Annotated in this window: 16 protein-coding genes; 3 read left to right on the top strand and 13 right to left on the bottom strand. The window is 71.1% G+C overall.

Translation table 11 applies throughout. The features are described 5' to 3' along the window. Positions 1 to 14: 14 nt before the first annotated feature. From narI to O9K63_RS07040, 7 genes are all read right to left on the bottom strand, one after another. On the bottom strand, positions 15 to 767 hold the full coding sequence (narI, locus tag O9K63_RS07070) for a respiratory nitrate reductase subunit gamma (RefSeq protein ID WP_277241850.1): 753 nt from the start codon (positions 765 to 767) through the stop codon (positions 15 to 17). Then, on the bottom strand, positions 764 to 1513 hold the full coding sequence (gene narJ / locus O9K63_RS07065; protein WP_277241848.1) for a nitrate reductase molybdenum cofactor assembly chaperone: 750 nt from the start codon (positions 1511 to 1513) through the stop codon (positions 764 to 766). Before narJ ends, narI begins: the two co-directional genes overlap by 4 nt. Further along, the gene (gene narH, locus O9K63_RS07060) at positions 1510 to 3189 is read right to left on the bottom strand and encodes a nitrate reductase subunit beta (RefSeq protein WP_277241846.1); all 1680 of its coding nucleotides are present in this window, start codon (positions 3187 to 3189) and stop codon (positions 1510 to 1512) included. Before narH ends, narJ begins: the two co-directional genes overlap by 4 nt. A gap of 25 nt (positions 3190 to 3214) precedes the next feature. Further along, positions 3215 to 6943, bottom strand: a complete 3729-nt coding sequence (locus tag O9K63_RS07055; protein WP_277241844.1) for a nitrate reductase subunit alpha — start codon at positions 6941 to 6943, stop codon at positions 3215 to 3217. Continuing rightward, positions 6940 to 7707, bottom strand: coding sequence for a helix-turn-helix transcriptional regulator (locus O9K63_RS07050; protein WP_277241842.1), 768 nt, complete (start codon positions 7705 to 7707; stop codon positions 6940 to 6942). The genes O9K63_RS07055 and O9K63_RS07050 overlap by 4 nt, the downstream gene beginning before the upstream one ends. 204 nt (positions 7708 to 7911) lie before the next feature. Continuing rightward, a complete protein-coding gene (locus O9K63_RS07045; RefSeq protein ID WP_277241840.1) occupies positions 7912 to 8862 on the bottom strand; it encodes an acyl-CoA thioesterase in 951 nt (316 codons plus the stop codon). 107 nt (positions 8863 to 8969) lie between these two features. Further along, positions 8970 to 11090 carry a RecQ family ATP-dependent DNA helicase gene (locus tag O9K63_RS07040; RefSeq protein WP_277241838.1) on the bottom strand — a complete coding sequence of 707 codons (2121 nt, stop codon included), beginning with the start codon at positions 11088 to 11090 and terminating at the stop codon, positions 8970 to 8972. A gap of 86 nt (positions 11091 to 11176) precedes the next feature. On the opposite strand from O9K63_RS07040, the gene O9K63_RS07035 reads away from it, so the two are divergent. Genes O9K63_RS07035 through O9K63_RS07025 form a run of 3 tightly spaced genes read left to right on the top strand, consistent with a single transcriptional unit; the run spans position 11177 to position 13079 of the window. Beyond that, positions 11177 to 11644 (top strand): acyl-CoA thioesterase, encoded by a 468-nt coding sequence (locus O9K63_RS07035; RefSeq protein WP_277241836.1) that lies wholly within the window; start codon positions 11177 to 11179, stop codon positions 11642 to 11644. Next, complete coding sequence (locus tag O9K63_RS07030) at positions 11641 to 12267, top strand: hypothetical protein (RefSeq protein ID WP_277241834.1); 627 nt, start codon at positions 11641 to 11643, stop codon at positions 12265 to 12267. Before O9K63_RS07035 ends, O9K63_RS07030 begins: the two co-directional genes overlap by 4 nt. Before the next feature lie 20 nt (positions 12268 to 12287). Next, positions 12288 to 13079 (top strand): inositol monophosphatase family protein, encoded by a 792-nt coding sequence (locus O9K63_RS07025; protein WP_277241832.1) that lies wholly within the window; start codon positions 12288 to 12290, stop codon positions 13077 to 13079. A 2-nt stretch (positions 13080 to 13081) separates the two neighbouring features. Here O9K63_RS07025 and O9K63_RS07020 read toward each other — a convergent pair whose 3' ends face one another. From O9K63_RS07020 to pepN, 6 genes are read right to left on the bottom strand one after another with little or no spacing between them, the layout of a single operon-like run. Continuing rightward, positions 13082 to 13885, bottom strand: coding sequence for a glycerophosphodiester phosphodiesterase (locus tag O9K63_RS07020; RefSeq protein WP_277241830.1), 804 nt, complete (start codon positions 13883 to 13885; stop codon positions 13082 to 13084). Beyond that, positions 13882 to 14448, bottom strand: coding sequence for a dienelactone hydrolase family protein (locus O9K63_RS07015; protein ID WP_277241828.1), 567 nt, complete (start codon positions 14446 to 14448; stop codon positions 13882 to 13884). The genes O9K63_RS07020 and O9K63_RS07015 overlap by 4 nt, the downstream gene beginning before the upstream one ends. 17 nt (positions 14449 to 14465) lie before the next feature. Then, positions 14466 to 16169: a glycoside hydrolase family 13 protein gene (locus O9K63_RS07010; protein ID WP_277241826.1), complete on the bottom strand. Its 1704-nt coding sequence runs from the start codon at positions 16167 to 16169 to the stop codon at positions 14466 to 14468. Further along, positions 16166 to 16570 (bottom strand): globin, encoded by a 405-nt coding sequence (locus O9K63_RS07005; protein WP_277241824.1) that lies wholly within the window; start codon positions 16568 to 16570, stop codon positions 16166 to 16168. The genes O9K63_RS07010 and O9K63_RS07005 overlap by 4 nt, the downstream gene beginning before the upstream one ends. Before the next feature lie 13 nt (positions 16571 to 16583). Continuing rightward, on the bottom strand, positions 16584 to 17528 hold the full coding sequence (locus O9K63_RS07000) for a mechanosensitive ion channel family protein (protein WP_277241822.1): 945 nt from the start codon (positions 17526 to 17528) through the stop codon (positions 16584 to 16586). Further along, on the bottom strand, positions 17525 to 20074 hold the full coding sequence (gene pepN, locus O9K63_RS06995) for an aminopeptidase N (RefSeq protein ID WP_277241820.1): 2550 nt from the start codon (positions 20072 to 20074) through the stop codon (positions 17525 to 17527). The genes O9K63_RS07000 and pepN overlap by 4 nt, the downstream gene beginning before the upstream one ends. Between the last annotated feature and the right edge of the window lie 82 nt (positions 20075 to 20156).

Raw genomic sequence — 20156 nt, 5'->3', positions numbered from 1 at the left:
GTACCGACCGTAGTTCACTTGTGCTTGTGCAGCTCCGGGTGGTTCCAGCCGCGCTGTGGCCCGCTGAGCCCGGCCTCGTCACCGCGGACGTGGTCACGGCTGCGGTAGACGATGTACGGCCGGGTGAGGTACCCGACCGGTGCGCTGAAGACGTGCACCAGACGGGTGAAGGGCCACATCGCGAAGAGGATCATCGCGCTCATGGCATGCGCCTTGAAGCCCCACGGCGCCTCCGCCATGAGCTGCGGCTCCGGCTGGAAGATGAAGATGCTGCGCCACCACGGGGAGACGCCCTCGCGGTAGTTGTAGTGACCGCCGAACTCCAGCAGTGACCCGGCGACGGTGTTCCACATCCCGAAGACGATCACCGCACCGAGGAAGACGTACATCACCTTGTCGTTGACCGTCGTCGCGGAGAAGACGGGGCCGGTCATGCGCCGGCGGTAGACGAGGATGACCAGACCGGCGAGGGCGGCGAGCCCGGCGGGGATGCCGCCCGCGAGGGCGACCACGTGGTAGGTCTCGTCGCTGATGCCCATGGCGTCGGTCCACAGCTTCGGGATGACGAGGCCGATGATGTGCCCGGCGACCACACCGAGCATGCCGAAGTGGAAGAGGGGGCTACCGATGCGCAGGAGCTTGCTCTCGTAGAGCTGCGACGAGCGGGTGGTCCAGCCGAACTGGTCGTAGCGCCAGCGCCAGACGTGCCCGATGACGAAGGTCGCCAGGCACAGGTACGGAACGATGACCCAGAGGAATTCAGTCAACGGGGGGCTCCTACGGGGATGGTCGGGCCGAGGTCGGCCCGGGCGGAGGGCTGGGGCGTCGGGGGTCGCGCAGCGACCGCCTCGTCGAGGGCTGGGTCCATCGCGTAGGGGGACTGGTCGATACCGACCTCCTCCTGGGGCGGGCCCTCGGCGATGAGCCTGGCGAGGGCCTGCTCGTCGTCCCCCTGGAGGGTCGGCAGCGTGGCCCGCAGCGCGACGACGACGGGACGCCACGGGGACTCACGGTCGGTGAGGGCACGGTGGAGCAGCTCGATCCCGACCCGGTGGTCGTTGAGCAGCTTCCACGCGCTGGCCGGATCCGTCGTCGCCCCGAACTCCAGGAGCACGGACAGGTGGTCCGGCAGCTCGCTCCCTTCGTCGGCCATCTCGACCCCGGCGGCGCGGTAGGCCTGCTTGAACTGCACGAGGGCCGCTCCGCGCTTGCGGGTGTCGCCGTACAGGAAGTAGGTCAGGTGCAGCGAGCACTTGCGGGTGACGTCGAAGGTGTCGACGTACTCGCTCTGCACCCGGTCCAGCGGGACGGTGTCGAGCCGGTCCAGAAAGGTCAGCAGGGGAGCGCCGACCGCCTTCGGCAGCCCGGCCGCGCTCTCGCGCAGGACGGGACGAAGGGAGGTCAGCCGCTCGTCGGGGTAGTCCAGCAGCAACGAGATCAGCTGCCAGGCATCGGCCTGTGCCTGCGCCCCGAGGCTCGGGGTGCTGCGCCGGTGCCGTCGCCACGGCATCATCGCGAGTCACCCGCCTTCTCGCGGTCCGACTCCGGGAAGAGCCCCTCGGGCGTGCCCTTGCCGTCCCAGTTGAGCAGGTTGACCCGACCCGCCTTCTCGCCGCCCCCGACGAGCTCGTCGGAGGTCTGCCTGTTCTGGAGCATGTGGAAGTTGTCCACCGCGACCGGGGTCAGCGAGCCGGTGCCGGAGCCCTCGCCGAAGGGGCCCGAGCCCTCGTCGGGCTGCGTGTCGTAGCCGGAGACGGCGCAGTCGGTGGCCAGCTCCTCGAGGGAGTGGGCCTGCTCGCCGTGGGCGGTGGGGATGACGTACCGCTCGTCGTACTTGGCCAGCGCGAGCAGGCGGTACATGTCGTACATGTCCTCCTCCTCCATCCCGACCGACTCGGCGATGTGCGCCTGGGGGTCGCGGCCGAGGTTGATGTCGCGCATGTACGAGCGCATCGCGCCGAGCTTGCGCAGCACCCGGTCGACCGGCTCGACGTCACCCGCGGTGAAGAGGTTGGCCAGGTACTCGACCGGGATGCGCAGGGTGTCGATGGCGGCGAAGAGGTTGTCGTGGTCCTCCCCGTCGTACCCGGTGTCCTTGATGACGTCGACGACCGGGGACAGCGGCGGGATGTACCAGACCATCGGCATCGTGCGGTACTCCGGGTGCAGCGGCAGGGCGACCTTGTAGTCCATGATCAGCCGGCGCACCGGGGACTTCTTCGCGGCCTCGATCCAGTCACCGGGGATGCCGGCCTTCTCGGCCTCCCGCTGCACCTCGGGGTCGTACGGGTCGAGGAAGACCGAGCGCTGCGCCTCGTAGAGGTCGTGGTCGTCCTCCACCGAGGCCGCGTCGAGCACCGCGTCGGCGTCGTAGAGCATCAGGCCGATGTAGCGCAGCCGACCGACGCAGGTCTCGGCGCAGACGGTCGGGATGCCCACCTCGATGCGGGGGTAGCAGAAGGTGCACTTCTCCGCCTTGCCCGTCTTGTGGTTGAAGTAGACCTTCTTGTACGGGCAGCCGGTGACGCACATGCGCCAGCCGCGGCACTTGTGCTGGTCGACCAGGACGATGCCGTCCTCCTCGCGCTTGTAGATCGCGCCGGAGGGGCAGGAGGCCGCGCAGCTGGGGTTGAGGCAGTGCTCGCAGATCCGCGGCAGGTAGAACATGAAGGTCTGGTCGAACTCGAACTTCACCTTCTCCTCGATGCCCTTGAGCATCGGGTCCTTGGCGGCGTGCTCGGAGCTGCCGGCGAGGTCGTCGTCCCAGTTGGCCGACCACTCGATGTTCATCGGCTTGCCCGAGATCAACGAGTACGCCCGGGCGACCGGGAAGTTCTTCTGGGCCGGTGCGTTGAGGACCGTCTCGTAGTCGTAGGTCCACGGCTCGTAGTAGTCGCTGATGTTGGGCATCTTCGGGTTGGAGAAGATGTTCAGCAGCTTGTTGATCCGACCACCGGCGCGCAGCTTGAGCCGGCCGTTGGGGGAGCGGACCCACCCTCCCTTCCACTCGTCCTGGTCCTCGTACCCGCGTGGGTAGCCGAGACCCGGTCGGGTCTCGACGTTGTTGAACCAGACGTACTCCATGCCTGCCCGGTTGGTCCATGCCTGCTTGCAGGTGACCGAGCAGGTGTGGCAACCGATGCACTTGTCGAGGTTCATCACCATCGACATCTGGGCCATGACGCGCATGTGTGTTTCCTTCCTTCGCCCGGACTCAGTACTCGACCGGAGCGGTTCGCTTGCGGATCATCGTGACCTCGTCGCGGTTGTTGCCCGTCGGACCGATGTAGTTGAAGAAGTAGGACAGCTGCGCGTACCCGCCGATGATGTGGCTCGGCTTGACGAGGATGCGCGTCAGGCTGTTGTGGATGCCGCCTCGCTTCTGGTCGGTCTCGGTCAGGGGGACGTCGATGAGCCGGTCCTGGGCGTGGTGCATGAAGACCGTGCCCTCGGGCATCCGGTGGCTGACGATGGCGCGTGCGGCGACGACGCCGTTGCGGTTGACCGCCTCGATCCAGTCGTTGTCCTTGATCCCGATCTTGGCCGCGTCCTGGTCGGACATCCACACCGCCTGACCGCCGCGGCTGAGGCTGAGCATGAAGAGGTTGTCCTGGTACTCGCTGTGGATGGACCACTTGTTGTGCGGCGTCAGGTAGCGCACCGCGACCGAGACCGCCTCACCCTCGGCCTGGTGGGTGTCGCCGATGGGGCGTTCGCCGAAGAGGCGGGTCATGTTCAGCGGCGGACGGTAGGTCGGCAGGCCCTCGCCCATCGCGAGCATCCAGTCGTGGTCGACGTAGAACTGCTGGCGCCCCGTGAGGGTGTGGAAGGGCTTGAGTCGCTCGATGTTCTGCGTGAAGGGGGCGTAGCGCCGGCCCCCCGACTCGCTGCCGGACCACTCCGGCGAGGTGATCACCGGGGCCGGGGCCGCCTGCGTGTCGGCGAAGGTGATGTGGGCGCCCTCGTGCTCGGCGGACAGGTCGTGCATCTGCTGGCCGGTGCGCTTCTCGAGGTCCTTGAACCCCTCGGTCGCGAGCCGTCCGTTCGTCGTGCCGGACAGCCGCAGGATCGCCTCGGCGACGTTGATGTCGGTGTCCAGCTTCGGTCGCCCGGCGGTGGGGCCGCCGCGGACCGTGCCGTTGAGGTGGCGCAGCTCGTCGATCTCCCTGGTGGGGTCGTACTTCACCCCCTTGGTCACCATGCCCACGTTCTCGAGCAGTGGCCCGATGGCGGTCATCTTGGCGTGGACGGCGGTGTAGTCGCGCTCGACGGCGGCGATGGTCGGCATCGTCTTGCCCGGGACGGGTTCGCAGTCGCCGTGCTTCCAGTCGAGGACGCGCCCGTGGACGGCTGACATGGCCTCCGGGGTGTCGTGCCACAACGGCTTCGCCACGACATCCGTGCGGGTCCCGAGGTGGTCGACGGCCATCTCCGAGAAGCGCTTGGCGATCTCCTTCCAGGCCTCCCAGTCGGTCTTGGACTGCCACGGGGGTGCGATCGCGGGGTTGAAGGAGTTGACGTAGGGGTGCATGTCCGTGGTGTTGAGGTCGTGCTTCTCGTACCACGTGGCCGCGGGCAGGACGACGTCAGACAGCAGCGTCGAGCTGGTCATGCGGAAGTCGATCGTCATGAGCATGTCGAGCTTCCCCTCGGGCAGCTCCTCCGGCCAGGCGATCTCCTGCGGACGCAGGTCCTCGGAGGCCTGCCTCGCCTTGACCGCGTTGCTCGTCCCGAGCAGGTGCTTGAGGAAGTACTCGTTGCCCTTGGCGGAGGAGCCGAAGAGGTTGGACCGCCACAGCGAGAGCACCCGCGGGAAGTTGTCCGGGTTCTCGGGGTCCTCGATCGCGAACTGCAGGCTCCCCTCCTTGAGGGAGGAGGCGACGTAGTCGCCGACGGGGACGCCGGCCGCGGCCGCCTCGTCGGCGACGGCGAGGCTGCTGCGGTCGAACTGCGGGTACGACGGGGCCCATCCCAGTCGTGCCGACTGCGCGAGCAGATCCATCGTCGTACGGCCGTCGAAGGCACCCGTGCTGCCGTTGATCTCCTCGGCGGAGAAGGTGTCGTAGCGGTACTGGCTGGTGTTGACGTACCAGTACGCCGTCTGGTTCATGTGCCGCGGCGGGCGGACCCAGTCCAGCGCGAAGGCCATCTGCTGGAACCCCATGAGCGGGCGGACCTTCTCCTGGCCGACGTAGTGCGCCCAGCCGCCGCCGTTGCGGCCCTGGCAACCGGTGATCGTCGAGAGGACGAGCATGGTCCGGTACGCCTGGTCGGCGTGGTACCAGTGGTTGACACCGGCGCCCATGATGATCATGCCGCGCCCATTGGTGTCGATGGCGCTCTGTGCCCACTCCCGGGCCAGGCGCACGATCTGCTCGGAGGGGACCCCGCTGAGCTCGGCGCCCCACGCGGGGGTCGCGGGCACGCTCGGGTCGGTGTAGTCGCTCGGCCAGGTCCCGGGCAGGCCGTCCCGGCCGACGCCGTAGTGCGCGAGCATGAGGTCGAGGACCGTCGTGACCAGGTGGCCGCCGATGCGCCGCACCGGCACGCCCCGGCGCTCCCGGACCGCTGTCCCGTCGAGGTTGTCGAAGCGCGGCAGCTCGACCTCGACGCTCTCCTCGGACCCGTAGAGGCTCAGCCGGGGGCGGATGTCTCCCAGGTCGAGGTTCCACTGGCCGACGCCCTCCTCGCCGAAGCGGTGACCGATCGAGCCACGGGGGATCGCGACCTCGTCGGTCGCCTCGTCCAGGACGGCCGGCTTCCACATCGCGTTCTCGCTCGTGGCCTCGGGGTGGTCGAGGTCGCCGGCCACGAGGAACTTGCCGGGGGCGTAGGCGCCGTCACCCTTCTCCTCGAGACTGATGAGGTACGGCAGGTCGGTGAAGGTCTGGTTGTACTCGGTGAAGAAGTCGACCTGCCGGTCGACGAAGTACTCCTTCAGCACGACGTGGGCCAGGGCCATCGCCAGCGCGCCGTCGGTGCCGGGCGCCGCGGCGACCCACTCGTCGGCGAACTTCACGTTCTCGGCGTAGTCCGGTGAGACGGCGATGACCTTCTGCCCGCGGTAGCGGGCCTCGGTCATCCAGTGGGCATCGGGTGTACGGGTCAGCGGGACGTTGGAGCCCCACATGATCAGGTACGCCGCGTCCCACCAGTCGCCGGACTCGGGCACGTCGGTCTGGTCCCCGAACATCTGCGGCGAGGCATTGGGCAGGTCCGCGTACCAGTCGTAGAAGGAGAGCATCGGGGCTCCGATGAGCTCGTGGAAGCGGGCGCCGGAGGCGTAGCTGACCTGCGACATCGCGGGGATGGGGGAGAAGCCGGCGATGCGGTCCGGGCCCCAGCGCTTGATCGTGTAGACCTTCGCGGCCGCGACCATCTCGACGGCCTCCGCCCACGTCGCACGCACGAGGCCGCCCTTGCCGCGGGCGGCCTTGTAGGTGCGGGCCTGCTCCTCGTCCTGGACGATCGAGCCCCAGGCGACGACCGGGTCGCCGTAGGTGGCCTTGGCCTTGCGGTACATGTCGAGCAGCACTCCACGCACGTACGGGTAGCGCACCCGGGTGGGGGAGTACGTGTACCAGGAGAACGCGGCGCCGCGGGGGCAGCCCCGCGGCTCGTACTCCGGCCGGTCGGCACCGGTGGTCGGGTAGTCGGTCTGCTGCGCCTCCCAGGTGATGATCCCGTCCTTGACGTAGACCTTCCACGAGCAGGATCCCGTGCAGTTGACGCCGTGGGTGCTGCGCACGACCTTGTCGTGGCTCCACCGGTCGCGGTAGAAGACATCACCCTCGCGGCCACCCTCGACGAACATCGACCGCTGGTCCTCGGAGATGCCCGCCTTGGTGAAGAAGCGACGGGTGCCGACGAGGGCGGACGAGAGCGAGCCGTCCAGACCGGCGGAGCGGGGGAGCTCCGAGGAAGGGCGTGGGGTGGTGGTCATGAGTTGCCTCCTCTGGGGGCGAAGTCCGCCCGGGTGGTGACGTGGGCCAAGCAGTGGGTCGGGACGGCGAAGGGTTCGAGCGTGATGTCGGTGTCGCGCTCGCCGAGGACCTCGAGGGTGCCGCGGATCAGCCCGCGGTGGATCCCGCAGGCGACCTCGGGGTGCGCCTTGGCGAGGTCGATGAAGGGGCACCCCAGGAGGTCGATCCGGGCGGTCCGGCCGGTGTCCTCGGTCCGGACGCTGGGGGTGTACCCCCACACCCGCAGGGTGTCGACGAGCCGCCCGACGGTGCTCAGCCACTCGCCGGCGGTGCGGGCCGGGGCCGGGTCCTCGGGGTGGGGGACGTGCTCCCGTGCCCAGGAGATGCCGACCTGCTCGGGGTCCAGGGGCCGCCCGTCGGCGTCGGTGGCGCCGAAGGTCTCGGTCAGCAGGGTCGCCAGCAGGCGGTAGGCCTCCAGCGGCCGGTCGAGTGAACCGGGGGCGACGAGGTACTTCTTGGTCGGTCGACCGGCGCCCGCGGTGCGGACCGAGCGGCTCGTGAGCAGCCCGCCCTCGACGAGCTGGGCCAGGTGGAAGCGCACGGTCGTGACATGCAGCCCGACGAGGTCGCCCAGCTCGCGCGCGCTGAGTCCCTCGGTCCGCTGCGGACCGGGGAGGTTGGCCAAGGTGGCGACGATCTCCCGACGCACGGCCGAGCGCAGCAGGCCGGCGCCGGTGTCACCGGAGCCGGTGCTCCCTCGCGTGGACTCCTCGGAGACGGTCACGGGCATCACTCTGCCAGATAAAGAGTAATTAACCCACCGCGGGTCGACTCACCGCGTGGCGGTGATATACGCAACGGCTGTGTGGCGTATTCCCTTGATCTCATGGGGATCTCGAGACGTGTGGAGCCTGGTGGCGATCCGTGGTCCCGCGCGGGGCGGTGAGCCGGCAGGGCTCGACGGCGCTAATAAAAAGGAATAGCGCGATCAGTCGTCCTTGACCCGGACCATGCCTTCCTGGGCGATGGTCGTCGTGAGCAGCCCGTCGCGGGTGAAGACCTTCCCGACGCCCAGCCCACGGCCACCCTGGGCGGAGGGCGAGTCCTGCGAGTAGAGGAGCCACTGCGAGGGGTCGACGATCCGGTGGAACCACATCGAGTGGTCGAGGCTGGCCACCCGCAGGCTCGGATCCATCCACGACCGGCCGTGACGGCGCAGGACCGACTCCAGCAGGGTGTAGTCGGACATGTAGGCCAGCACCGAGGCCTGGCGGTACGGGTCGGCCCCGACCTCGCCCAGGAGACGGAACCAGACGTCCTGCCGGGCCGCGTGGGCGCCGTCGACCTGCAGCGTGATGTCACCCTCGACGTAGCGGTGGTCGACGGGCCGCCCCACGAGGTGGAGGGCGCGCGGGTGGTCGATGGTCGCGAACTTCTCCGCCACCGGTGCCAGGTCCTCGGGCGCGGGCACGTCGGGCATCTCGTCGTGGTGGTCCAGGCCGCCGGCCGGGTCCTGGTAGGAGACGGTGAGCGAGAGGATCGTCCGGTCGTGCTGGAGTGCGTGCACCCGCCGGGCGGAGAAGGAGCGTCCGTCCCGCATCCGCTCGACCGAGAAGCGGATCGGCAGGGTGTCGTCGCCCGGGCGGAGGAAGTAGGCGTGCAGCGAGTGCGGCAGCCGTCCCGGGTGCTCGTCGCGGATGGTCAGGTTGGCCGCCGTGAGGGACTGGGCGAGCACCTGTCCGCCGTAGACGCGGTTGTGGGGTTGCTTGAGGCTGTCGCCCTCGTAGACGTCGATGTGGGGGGTGCCCACGCCGACGGAGACGTCGTCGACGCCCGTGACCGTGATCCGCCCCGTCCCGAGCCTGCGCAGCTCGAGGATGGACAACAGGGCGGCCAGGGAGCGCGCCTGGCGCTCGGCGGGGGTGAGGTCGTCGGTCACGAGCCGTCTCCATTCATCGGGTCAGGATCGAAGGTTATGCGATGCCTCGGCTCCCACTCCGTCGACGGCAACGACTGGGCCCGTCCCGTCGACCCCGGGACCGGGCGTCAGCCGTCGATCGCCAGGGCGAAGGGCAGGACCTCGTCCGCGCCGGCACGTCGCAGGGCCCGGGCGGCGACGGTCAACGTCCAGCGGGAGTGCACGACGTCGTCGACGAGCAGGACCGGGCCCGCAAGACCGGGAAGCGCGGCGGCCAGCTCCGGCCCGACCTCCAACCGCTCCCACACGGCCGCGAGCCGGTAGGCGGAGTTGCCGCCGGGCTCCCCGACCGGACCGCCGTCGACGAGGTCGAGGGAGCCGAGGACGGGCAGGCGCCCGATCTGCCCGAGCTGCGTCGCGAGGGAGGTGACGAGCGTCGGACGGCTGCGGGAGGGGATGGTCACGATGCCGGCAGGGCGGGTGCGCCAACCCCACTCGGCGAGCACCCGGACGACCGCACGCACGGTCGACTCCGGGACGGGCGGGTCGGTCGCGAGCAGCTCGCGCACCCGGGGACCCCAGCCCAGGTCGGTGACACGGGCCAGGGCGCGGCCGGGGGACATCCCCTCGTCGGGGGGGATCTTGCCCTTGACCGGCACCCCGAGCCGGTCCATGCCCGTGGGCCACTGCGCCCGCGGGTCGAGGTCGACTCCCGCCCGGTCGAGGGTCGAACGGGCCGACCCGAGGGCGTCGTCGGCGACGTCGGCGTCGATCCACGGCCCCGCGCAGCGGTCGCACCGGCCGCAGTCCGTCGCGCTCGGGTCGTCGAGAGTGCGCTGGAGGAAGGCCATCCGGCAGCCGTCGGTGGCGATGTAGTCGAGCATGTGCTGCTGCTCGGCCTCGCGGGCGGCCGCGACCCGCTCGTACCGCTGCGCGTCGTAGACCCACGGTTGCCCCGTGCTGGTCCAGCCGCCGCTGACCCGCTGGACGGCGCCGTCGACGTCGAGGACCTTCAGCAGCAGCTCCAGACGGGTGCGGCGGATGTCGACGATGGTCTCGAGGGCCGCCGTCGACAACGGCTTCCCGGCCTCGGCCAGCGCGGTGAGCACCGCCGCCGCCTGGTCCTCCCGCGGCATGGACGAGGAGGCGAAGTGCTTCCAGATCGCGACGTCGTCGTGCCCGGGCAGGAGCACGACGTCGGCGCGCTCGGTGGCGCGACCGGCGCGCCCGACCTGCTGGTAGTAGGCGACCGGTGACGAGGGGGCACCCAGGTGCACGACGAAGCCGAGGTCCGGCTTGTCGAAGCCCATCCCCAAGGCGCTGGTCGCGACGAGGGCCTTGACCCGGTTGTGGCGCAGCGCATCCTCCATCCGCGCCCGCTCCTCGGCGTCGGAGCGACCGGTGTAGGCGGCCACGGTGTGCCCGGCAGCCGTGAGTGCCGCCGCGACGTCCTCGGCGGCACTGACGGTCAGGGTGTAGATGATGCCGCTGCCCTCGAGCCGGCCCAGGTGGGTGGCCAGCCACGCCAGGTGGCGGTCCATCCCGGCGCGGGGCAGGACCGCCAGCCGCAGGCTGTCCCGGGCCAGCTGGCCGCGGATGGTCAGCACCTCGCTCGTGGCCCCGGCGGCCAGCTGCTCGGCCACGTCCCGCACGACCCGCTCGTTGGCGGTCGCCGTCGTCGCGAGCACCGGGGTGCCCTCCGGAAGCTCGGCGAGCAGGTCCTTGATCCGGCGGTAGTCGGGGCGGAAGTCGTGCCCCCAGTCGCTGACGCAGTGTGCCTCGTCGACGACGAGCAGGCCGCAGCGGCGGGTGAGGTCCGGCAGCTGCTCGGCCCGGAATCGGGGGTTGTTCAGCCGCTCGGGGCTGACGAGGAGGACGTCGACCTCGTCGGCCGCCAGCCGGGAACGGACCTCGTCCCACTGCTGCGCGTTCGCCGAGTTCATCGAGACGGCACGCACCCCCGCCCGCTCGGCGGCCGCGATCTGGTCACGCATCAGCGCCAGCAGGGGCGAGACGATGAGGGCCGGACCGGCCCCCTTCGCCCGCTGCAGCGTGGAGGCGACGAAGTAGACCGCGGACTTGCCCCACCCGGTGCGCTGCACGACGAGCACCCGGGAGCCACCGCCGACGAGCGCCTCGATCGCCTCGAACTGCCCGTCACGGAAGGTGACGTCGTCACGGCCCACGAGCCGTCGCAGGACGTCGGTCGCGTCGTCGAGGAGCGTGGTGGCCGCGGGGGAGGAGGTCATGCAGCCACCGTAGGCGAGGCCGCTGACGGCGCCGGTCCCGCCGGAGGCGGTGGGGACGAGCGCAGCCGCGGTGCGAGGATGTGGACATGAGCGAGCACCCCCCGTCCTCCCCGCGCTTCAGGGCCGACATCGGTCTGCGCTGGGGGGACATGGACGCCTTCGGGCACGTCAACAACGTCCAGTACCACCGCCTCCTCGAGGAGGCCCGCATCCGTGCCTTCGGCGACTGGTTCCACGCCAGCGGCAGCGAGCGGATGATGCGGTCGGGCGTGCTGCTCGCGCGGCAGGAGATCGAGTTCCTCGGCCAGCTGGCCTACCGGCCCGAGCCCGTCAGTGTCTCCATGTGGATCACCCGCATCGGCGGTGCCAGCTGGGAGATGGCCTACGACATCGGTGACCCCGACCCCGGCAGCACGACGGTCTACGCCCGGGCCGAGAGCACCCTCGTCGCCTTCGACATGACGGCACAGCGACCGCGGAAGCTCGACGCGGACGAGCGCGCCGCCCTGACCGCCTACCTCGGCGAGCCGGCAGCGATGAGGCGTCGTCGATGAGTCTGCGCCTGGCCGACGACGCGAGTGCGCAGGACCTCGCCACCTACCTGGCGAGGGCCCGGCGGGTCGACGACTCCGGCGACGTGCGGCTGCAGGCCGTCGGTGACGTCCTCGCCGCGTGGACCTGCGTCCTGCCGGGACGGGGCCTGGGCAGCGCCGGCCTCGTGCTCGGCCTGCGGACCTTCGCCCTCGCCGAGCCGGTGCGCCGCGACGTCACCGTCCCGCTCGGCGCGGTGACCGACCGCCTGGCGCGCAGCGGGCCCGAGATCCCGGACCCCCCGATGACGACGCAGCCGTCGTGGGGCGCGCTGAGCCCACCCCGCTCCGGCTGGGAGCCCGTCGGCACGCTCCCTGACACGCTGCTGCGCGAGGTGGCCCTCGCCGGCATCGAGGAGGTCGCGCAGGGCGCCCCGGACGGCTCCGGGAGCGCCGCCGTGGCGGACCTGCGGGCGCGGGTGTGGGGTCGGCCCGTCGACGCGACCCCGCCGGTGCCGGCGGGCACGGCATTCGGCCTGCACGTGCTGGGCTTCCTGCGACCGGACGAGCAGTCCGTGGCGAGCGTCCACACGACCGGCCCGTGGACGCGCGTGGCCACCGACCGGGGCTTCGTCATCGCCCGGTGAGCCCGTCCTAGGGTGGCCGCGTGGACACCCTGACCGCCGACATCCCCGCCGGAGTCGATGACGCGACCCTGGCCCTCGAGCTGACCCGCCGTGCCGCCGGGCTCGCCGCCCGGATGCGTGCGGAGGGGCTCGCCGGGGAGCAGAAGACCTCCGTCTCCGACATCGTCACCGCGGCCGACCACGCCGCCGAGGCGCTCGTCGCCGGCACCCTCGCGCGGCTGCGCCCCGATGACGGGATCGTCGGTGAGGAGGGCGCGGAGGCGCAGTCGCTCTCCGGGCGCACCTGGGTGATCGACCCGGTCGACGGCACCTACAACTTCCTCGCCGGCCTGAGCACATGGTGCAGCGCCCTGGCCCTGCGGGACGCCGAGGGCACGGTGCTCGGCGCCGTCCACCAGCCCGCCGTCCACGAGTCCTGGCTCGGTGGGCGCGATCGGCCGACGACGCTCGACGGCATCGAGGTCGCTCCCCTGCAGGACCTGCCCCTCGCGCAGGTCGCGATGGCCACGTACCTGCACCCGGCCTTCCTGCCCGACGCAGACCTGCGCGACCCCTGGCTCGCGGCGATCTCGGGAGCCGCGACGGTGCGGATGTTCGGCTCCGGCTCGTGCGACCTGGCGGCCGTCGCCGGCGGTCGGGTCGGCGTGTGGGCCCAGCACTCGGTGCCCGAGTGGGACTGGCTGCCCGGTGCCGCGCTGGTGCGGGCGGCCGGGGGCCACGCCGAGCAGGTCGGGGTGCGCGGCCGCGTCTGGAGCGTCGCCGGACGACCGACGGCCGTGGCCGAGGTCATCGCCGCCCTGTGCTCCGCCTGACCTCAGCGAAGGGGGTTGCCCCGCTCCGCGAGCACGTCCCGGAGGGTGTCGATCCGGTCGGAGACGATGCCGTCCACCCCGAGGTCGAACAGGCGGTGCATCTCGGGGGCCTCGTCGATGGTCCACACGTGGACGTGCTTGCCGAGCCGGTGGGCGGTCTCGACGAGCCGACGAGTGACGACGGTGGGGGTGACCGGGCCGATGCGGTGGGTCACGGGGATCTGCAGGGCCTGCGCGGGGGAGCGCAGCAGGCGGGGGACGACGGAGGGCAGCAGTCGCATCGTGGCGACGTCGGTCGGGCCCGCGGAGGTGGCGAGGCGGGGACCGAGCGCCTTGCGGGCCGCGCGCAGCCGGGAGTCGCTGAAGGAGCCGATGCACACCCGGTCGATCGCGTCGTGGCGACGGATCGCCTCGGCCAGCGGGGCGATCGCTCCCCGTGCCTTGATGTCGATGTTGAACCTCACCTGCGGGAAGGTCTCGAACAGCTCGTCCATGAGTGGCACGGCGTCGGTGCCGTTGATGCGGGCGGCGGACACCTCGCTCCACGGCAGGTCCGCGATGGCGCCGCGACCGTCGGTGACCCGGTCCAGCACGTCGTCGTGGAAGGCGACGAGGCGACCGTCGGTGGTCGCGTGGACGTCGGTCTCCAGGTACCGGTAGCCCATCGCGACGGCCTCGTCGAAGGCGGCGACGGTGTTCTCCCGCCCGACATTGGGCTCGTAGGTCGACCCGCCGCGGTGCGCCAGGCCGATCGGGGTCGGGTCGGAGAAGTAGGGGAAGTCCTCGGCCCGACGACCGGGGCTCACGGCGCGTCGCCGCGGTCGAGGAAGCCGACGATGCGCTCGATCGTCGCGTCCCGCGCGGCCTCGTCGAAGTCGGGGACGCCCGGGTCGGTGAAGAGGTGCCCCCGCCCGGCGGTGACGTGGTCCTCGAAGGGCGCGCTGCTGGCCCGCACCGCCTCGCCGAGCGCCTCGACGTCGGGTGGGGAGATCCACGGGTCGGTCGCGTACCGGTGCACCTGGACCGGCACCCCCGACCACGGGGGGCGCGGTGCGGTGACCGAGTGCATGAGGATCGCCGCCCGTGAGCCGGGGCGCTTGGCGGCCAACCGCTGGGCGAAGAAGGACCCGAGCGAGAAGCCGGCGAGGACCGTCTCCTCGGGGAGCCCGTCGGCGACGGCGCGCACGTGCTCGAAGTACTCCGGGTGCGCGTCCCGGTGGGCGATCCCCTCGGCCTCGACGTCGAAGACGTGGCCCTCGTAGAAGTCGGGGACGGTCACCTCGTGGCCGTGCCCGCGCAACCGCTCGGCGAAGTCCTCGACTCCCTGTCGCAGACCGAGGGCCGAGTGGAGCAGGAGGATCGGTGCCATGGGGACTCCTTCGTCGTTCAGCCGAGTGTGGCCCAGACCGCCGTGTCCGTGGGCACCTTCCGGCCGTCGAGATCGTCGGAGGCCACGAGCACCGTGGCGTCCTCGGGCAGCTCGACGGGGGTGTCCGAGAGGTTTACGAGGACGAGCGTGCGCTCCCCGTCGGGCGCGGTGACGACATAGCCGAGCACGTCCTCGCCCAGGGACTCCACCTCGGCGAGGGCTCCCCGTCCCAGCCCGCGCAGCCGGCGCAGGGCGAGCAGGGAGCGGTACAGCTCCAGCGTCGACCCCTCGACCCCGGTCTGGACGTCGACGGCCAGGTCCGCGTAGCTCTGCGGCTGCGGCAACCATGCGGCTCCGGTGGTGTTGAAGCCCAGGGCCCGGGCCCCCTTCGTCCACGGCATCGGCACGCGGCACCCGTCGCGACCGCGCTCGAGGCCACCGGTGCGCAGCCAGGTCGGGTCCTGGCGCACGGCGTCCGGCAGGCTCGTGTGCTCCGGCAGACCGAGCTCCTCGCCCTGGTAGACGTAGGCGCTGCCGGGCAACGCGAGCATGAGCGTGGTCGCCGCGCGGGCCCGGCGCAGACCCAGCTCGGCGTCGGGTTGCGGGTCGCCGGCGCCGATGCCGTTGGGACGCGCGGCGCCCTGCGGCAGGCCGAAGCGGCTCGCGTGGCGCAGCACGTCGTGGTTGCTCAGCACCCACGTGGCGGGCGCCCCGACGGCGTCGTTCTCGGCGAGGGACTGCGCGATGACCGCGCGCAGCGGCTCGGCCAGCCACGGGGTCTCCAGGAAGTCGAAGTTGAAGGCCTGGTGGTACTCGTCCGGCCGCACGTACCGGGCCAGCCGGTCCGCGGGGGCCACCCAGGCCTCGGCGCACATGATCCGCTCCGGCGTGCCGTAGGAGTCGAGCAGCTCGCGCCACCCCCGGTAGATCTCGTGGACCCCGTCCTGGTCCCAGTACGGGGCCTCGTGGGTGACCTCGAGGAGCCCTCCGGGGTGCCTGTCGTAGTCGGGCAGCCCCTCCTTCTTCACCAGGCCGTGCGCGACGTCGACACGGAAGCCGTCCACGCCACGGTCGAGCCAGAAGCGCAGGATCCCCTCGAAGTGGGCACGCACCTCCGGGTTCTGCCAGTTCAGGTCCGGCTGGCTCGGGTCGAAGAGGTGGAGGTACCACTGGCCCGGGCTTCCGTCCGGCTCGGTGATGCGGGTCCACGCGCCCCCGCCGAAGTTGGACAGCCAGTCCGTCGGCGGCAGCTCACCGTCCTCGCCGCGCCCGTCGCGGAACATGTAGCGGTCCCGCTCGGGGCCGCCGGGCTCAGCGGCCAGCGCCTCCCGGAACCACTCGTGCTCCCAGGAGGTGTGGTTGGGCACGAGGTCGACGATGACCCGCAGGTCGAGCTCGTGGGCCCTGGCGATGAGGGCGTCCGCGTCGGCGAGGGTGCCGAAGGCCGGGTCGACGTCCCGGTGGTCGGACACGTCGTAGCCCGCGTCGTTCTGGGGGGAGCGGTAGAAGGGGGAGAGCCACACCGCGTCGACCCCGAGGTCGCGCAGGTACGTCAGGCGAGAGGTGATCCCCGCCAGGTCGCCGACCCCGTCGCCCGCGGCGTCGGCCCACGAGCGCGGGTAGATCTGGTAGATCACGGCGTCGCGCCACCAGGGCGCGTCCGCCTCCGATGCGGGATGGAGGTCGCGGGTGGGAAGGGGGGTCGGGACCCGGGTGGTCACAGTCGCTGTCCTTCGTCGTCGGCATTGATGAGCATGTCCGCGGCCCGGCGGAAGTAGTCACGCATGGCCGCGTCGTGCGCCTCGGGCAGGTCGAGGGTGTCCATGGCGGCGAGCATGTGCCGCATCCACCGGTCGCGCTGGTCCGGGGTCACCGCGTAGCCGACGTGCCGCATCCGCAGTCGCGGGTGACCGCGCTGCTGGCTGTACGTCGTCGGTCCGCCGAAGTACTGCTCGAGGAACATCCGCAGGCGGACCTCGGCCGGGCCGAGGTCCTCCTCGGGGTAGAGGGCCCGCAGCGTCTCGTCCTGCGCGACCCCCTCGTAGAAGGCGTGCACGAGGCGCACGAAGGTCTCGTGCCCGCCGACCTGCTCGTAGAAGGTCCCTGAAGGTTGTGCGTCCACGGTCTTCAGCCTCTCAGATCGTGTGGTTGCCGCCGATGGGCGGGAGCGGGGGGCCGGCGATGCCCTCACGGTCGAAGGCGTCCTTGACCCGACGCCGGATCTCGCGCTGGATCGACCAGTTCTCGTTGGGTGCGCAGGTGGCGAAGACCCGCACCGTGATCGTGCCGGCGGTGATGGTCTCCACCCCGAGCACGCTCGGGGCCTCGCGCAGCACCTCGCCCCAGTGGGTGTCGTCGGTCATCTTCGAGACCTCCTCGCGGATGATCCCGATGACGTGGTCGACGTCCTCCTTGTAGGAGAAGGGCAGGTCGACCATGACCGTCGACCACCCCTGGCTGCGGTTGCCGATGCGCAGGATCTCACCGTTGCGCACGTACCAGACGACGCCGTCGAGGTCGCGCAGCCGCGTCACCCGGAGGGAGACCTCCTCGACGGTGCCGACGGCCTCGCCGGTGTCGATGTAGTCACCGACGCCGTACTGGTCCTCGAGGATCATGAAGATGCCCGACAGGTAGTCCTTGACCAGCGCCTGGGCGCCGAAACCGAGGGCGACGCCACCGACACCCGCGGAGGCGAGCAGCGGCGCGAGCGGGATCGCCATGAGCGCCAGCACCGTGAGTGCCGTGATCGTGGCGATGACGATGGTGGCGATGCTGCGCAGGAGCGAGCCCGTCGTCAGGGCCCGTTGCCGGGAACGCTCGCGCACGGTGGTCGCCGACATCCCTCGGGCGCGCTTGTGGTCCCGCTTGGCCTGGGCGGCCTCGCTGCGGGCGATCGAGGCGTTGATCGCCGAGGTGATCGCCCGGTGCACCAGGCGCCGGGCCACGTAGGCCACGACGAGGGTGAGGACGATCCGCAGCGGGGCGCCGAGCATCCACTCGAGGGCGCCACCCCACGTGAGCTCCCGCACGGGGTCGTTCTCCGGCAGGTCGACGAACGGGAGGTCGGTCAACGTCACCGGCCGTCACGCTCCTGGGCCCGCACGGCGCGGACGACGGCATCGCGACTCTCCGCGACGAGGCGCCGCAGGCCGTCGGGCGCCTGCGGGTGCTCGTCCAACCAGGCCTGCGTGGTCGCGAGCAGCTGCGGGCCGGCCAGGGCCATCGGGTAGAACCCGAGGACGATGCCCTCGGCGATGGCGTGCGTCCGCGTCGACCACACCTCCTCGAGGACGTCGTGGTACCGATCGACGAAGGGGGTCAGCAGCGCCGGATCGACGACCCGGCCGAAGCCGAGGCCGTGGGCGTCGACGACGGAGTTCGGGGTGTCGGTCGCGACCACGCCGGCCTGCCACGCGGCCTCCTTGGCCTCGGCGGTCGGGATGCTCCCGGCAGCACGGGCGGCGCGCTCACGACCGGTCGCCGTGTTGTCCCCCTTCGCCTCCTGCGCGATGGCGTCGGCGTCGGCCTCGCCGGCGGCGGCGAGACCGGTGAGGAGGGTCCACCGCATGTCGGTGTCGACGGCCAGGCCCTCGAGGGTCGTGCTGCCGTCGAGCAGGCCCGAGACGAGGTCGGTGTCGGCCCCCGGGGAGAGCATGTTGGCGTGCGCGGTGACCAGCTGCAGCTGGGCATCGCTGCCGGGCGCAGCCGTCTCCGCCAGCGAGCGAAGGGAGGTGACGACCGCCTCGCGCAGTGCCTCCCGGTGCTCGGGGGCGCTGTAGGTGGCCACGCACGTCGACACCTGGGCCAGCAGCGTGCGCAGCAGCGTCGAGTCGTCCAGCCCGTCGAGGACCGGCATGACCAGGTCGACGTACTCCCGGGCGGCCATCTCGGCGTCACGGGTCATGTCCCAGGCCGACGCGAGCGCCAGCGACATCGGCAGCGACTCGCCGAAGGCCGTGGGGTGAGCGAGCAGCGTCGCGAGGGAGCGCTCGTCGAGACGCAGCTTCGCGTACGTCAGGTCGTCGTCGTTGAGCAGCAGCAGGTCCGGCTGGAGCTGCCCGACGAGATCCGGCAGGGGGGTGCGCTCGCCGTCGACGTCGACCTCGAGGCGCTCGCGCCGCACGAGGGCACCGTCGACGAGGTCGTACAGGCCGACCGCGAGGCGGTGCGGCCGCAGCGTCGGGAAGCCCTCGGCGTGGGTCTGCTCGATGACGGCGTCGACGTAGTGCCCCCGCTCGTCCACCTCGACGAGCGTGCGCAGGGTGTTGACCCCGGCCGTCTCCAGCCACAGCTGCGACCAGGACCGCAGGTCCCGGCCGGACGTGGCCTCCAGCTCGACCAGCAGGTCGTCCAGGGTGGTGTTGCCCCACGCGTGCTTGTCGAAGTAGGCCCGGATGCCGTCGCGGAAGGCCTCACGGCCCACGTAGGCGACGAGCTGCTTGAGGACCGAGGCGCCCTTGGCGTAGGTGATGCCGTCGAAGTTGACCTCGACGTCCTCGAGGTCACGGATCGGCGCGACGATGGGGTGCGTCGAGGACAGCTGGTCCTGGCGGTAGGCCCAGGCCTTCTCGTGGGTGCAGAAGGTCGTCCACGCGTCGGTCCACTCGGTGGCCTCGGCCTGGCAGGTGGTCGAGGCCCACTCGGCGAAGGACTCGTTGAGCCACAGGTCGTTCCACCACTTCATCGTCACGAGGTTGCCGAACCACATGTGGGCCAGCTCGTGCAGGACCGTGAGGGCGCGCCGCTCGACGAGCGCGTCGGGGACCTTGGAGCGGAAGACGTACATCTCGTGGAAGGTCACGCAGCCGGCGTTCTCCATCGCCCCCATGTTGTACTCCGGCGTGAAGACCTGGTCGTACTTCGTGAACGGGTAACCCCGCCGGAACTCCTGCTCGTAGAAGGCGAAACCGGCCTTGGTCAGCGCGAAGAGGTTGTCCGCGTCGAGGTACTGCGTCAGCGACCGACGGCAGAAGATGCCCAAAGGCACCTCCTTGCCTCCGGAGACCAGCGAGTCGCGCACGACGTCGTAGGGGCCGGCGACGAGCGCGGTGATGTAGCTGCTCATCCGCTCGGTCGGGGCGAAGGCCCACGTGGCCACGCCCTCCCGACCGGGGACGGGCATCGGCTCCGGGGTGGGGGAGTTGCCGATGACCTGCCAGTGCGCGGGGGCCGTCACGGTGAGGGCGAAGCTCGCCTTGAGGTCGGGCTGCTCGAAGACCGGGTACATGCGGCGGCTGTCCGGGACCTCGAACTGCGTGTAGAGGTAGACCTCGCCGTCCACGGGGTCGACGAAGCGGTGCAGTCCCTCGCCGGTGTTCATGTACCGGCCGGTCGCGCGGATGGTCACCGTGTTGTCGTCGGCCAGGTCGTCGAGACGCACCCGGTGCTCGGCGACGATGTCCGCCGGGTCCAGCGCGGTGCCGTTGAGCACGACCTCGTCCACGGACTCGCCGATGAAGTCGACGAAGGTGCTGCTCCCTCCCTTCGCCGTGAAGCGGATGGTGCTGGTCGTCGCGAACGTCGTCTCCGAGGTCGTCAGGTCGAGCGTGATCGCGTGGTCGTCCACCGCCACGAGGGCCGCACGATCAGCGGCCTCCTCGCGGGTGAGGTTCTTCCCGGGCACAGGGTCTCCTTCGCATCGGGCACTTTTTTCCCATGCTTTCACGCACCGGGCCCGACGACCGATCTGCCCCGAGCGTCTGCGA

The organism is Janibacter cremeus, assembly GCF_029395675.1.
GTDB lineage: Bacteria > Actinomycetota > Actinomycetes > Actinomycetales > Dermatophilaceae > Janibacter > Janibacter cremeus_A.
This window is presented reverse-complemented; position numbering and strand designations above follow the sequence as displayed.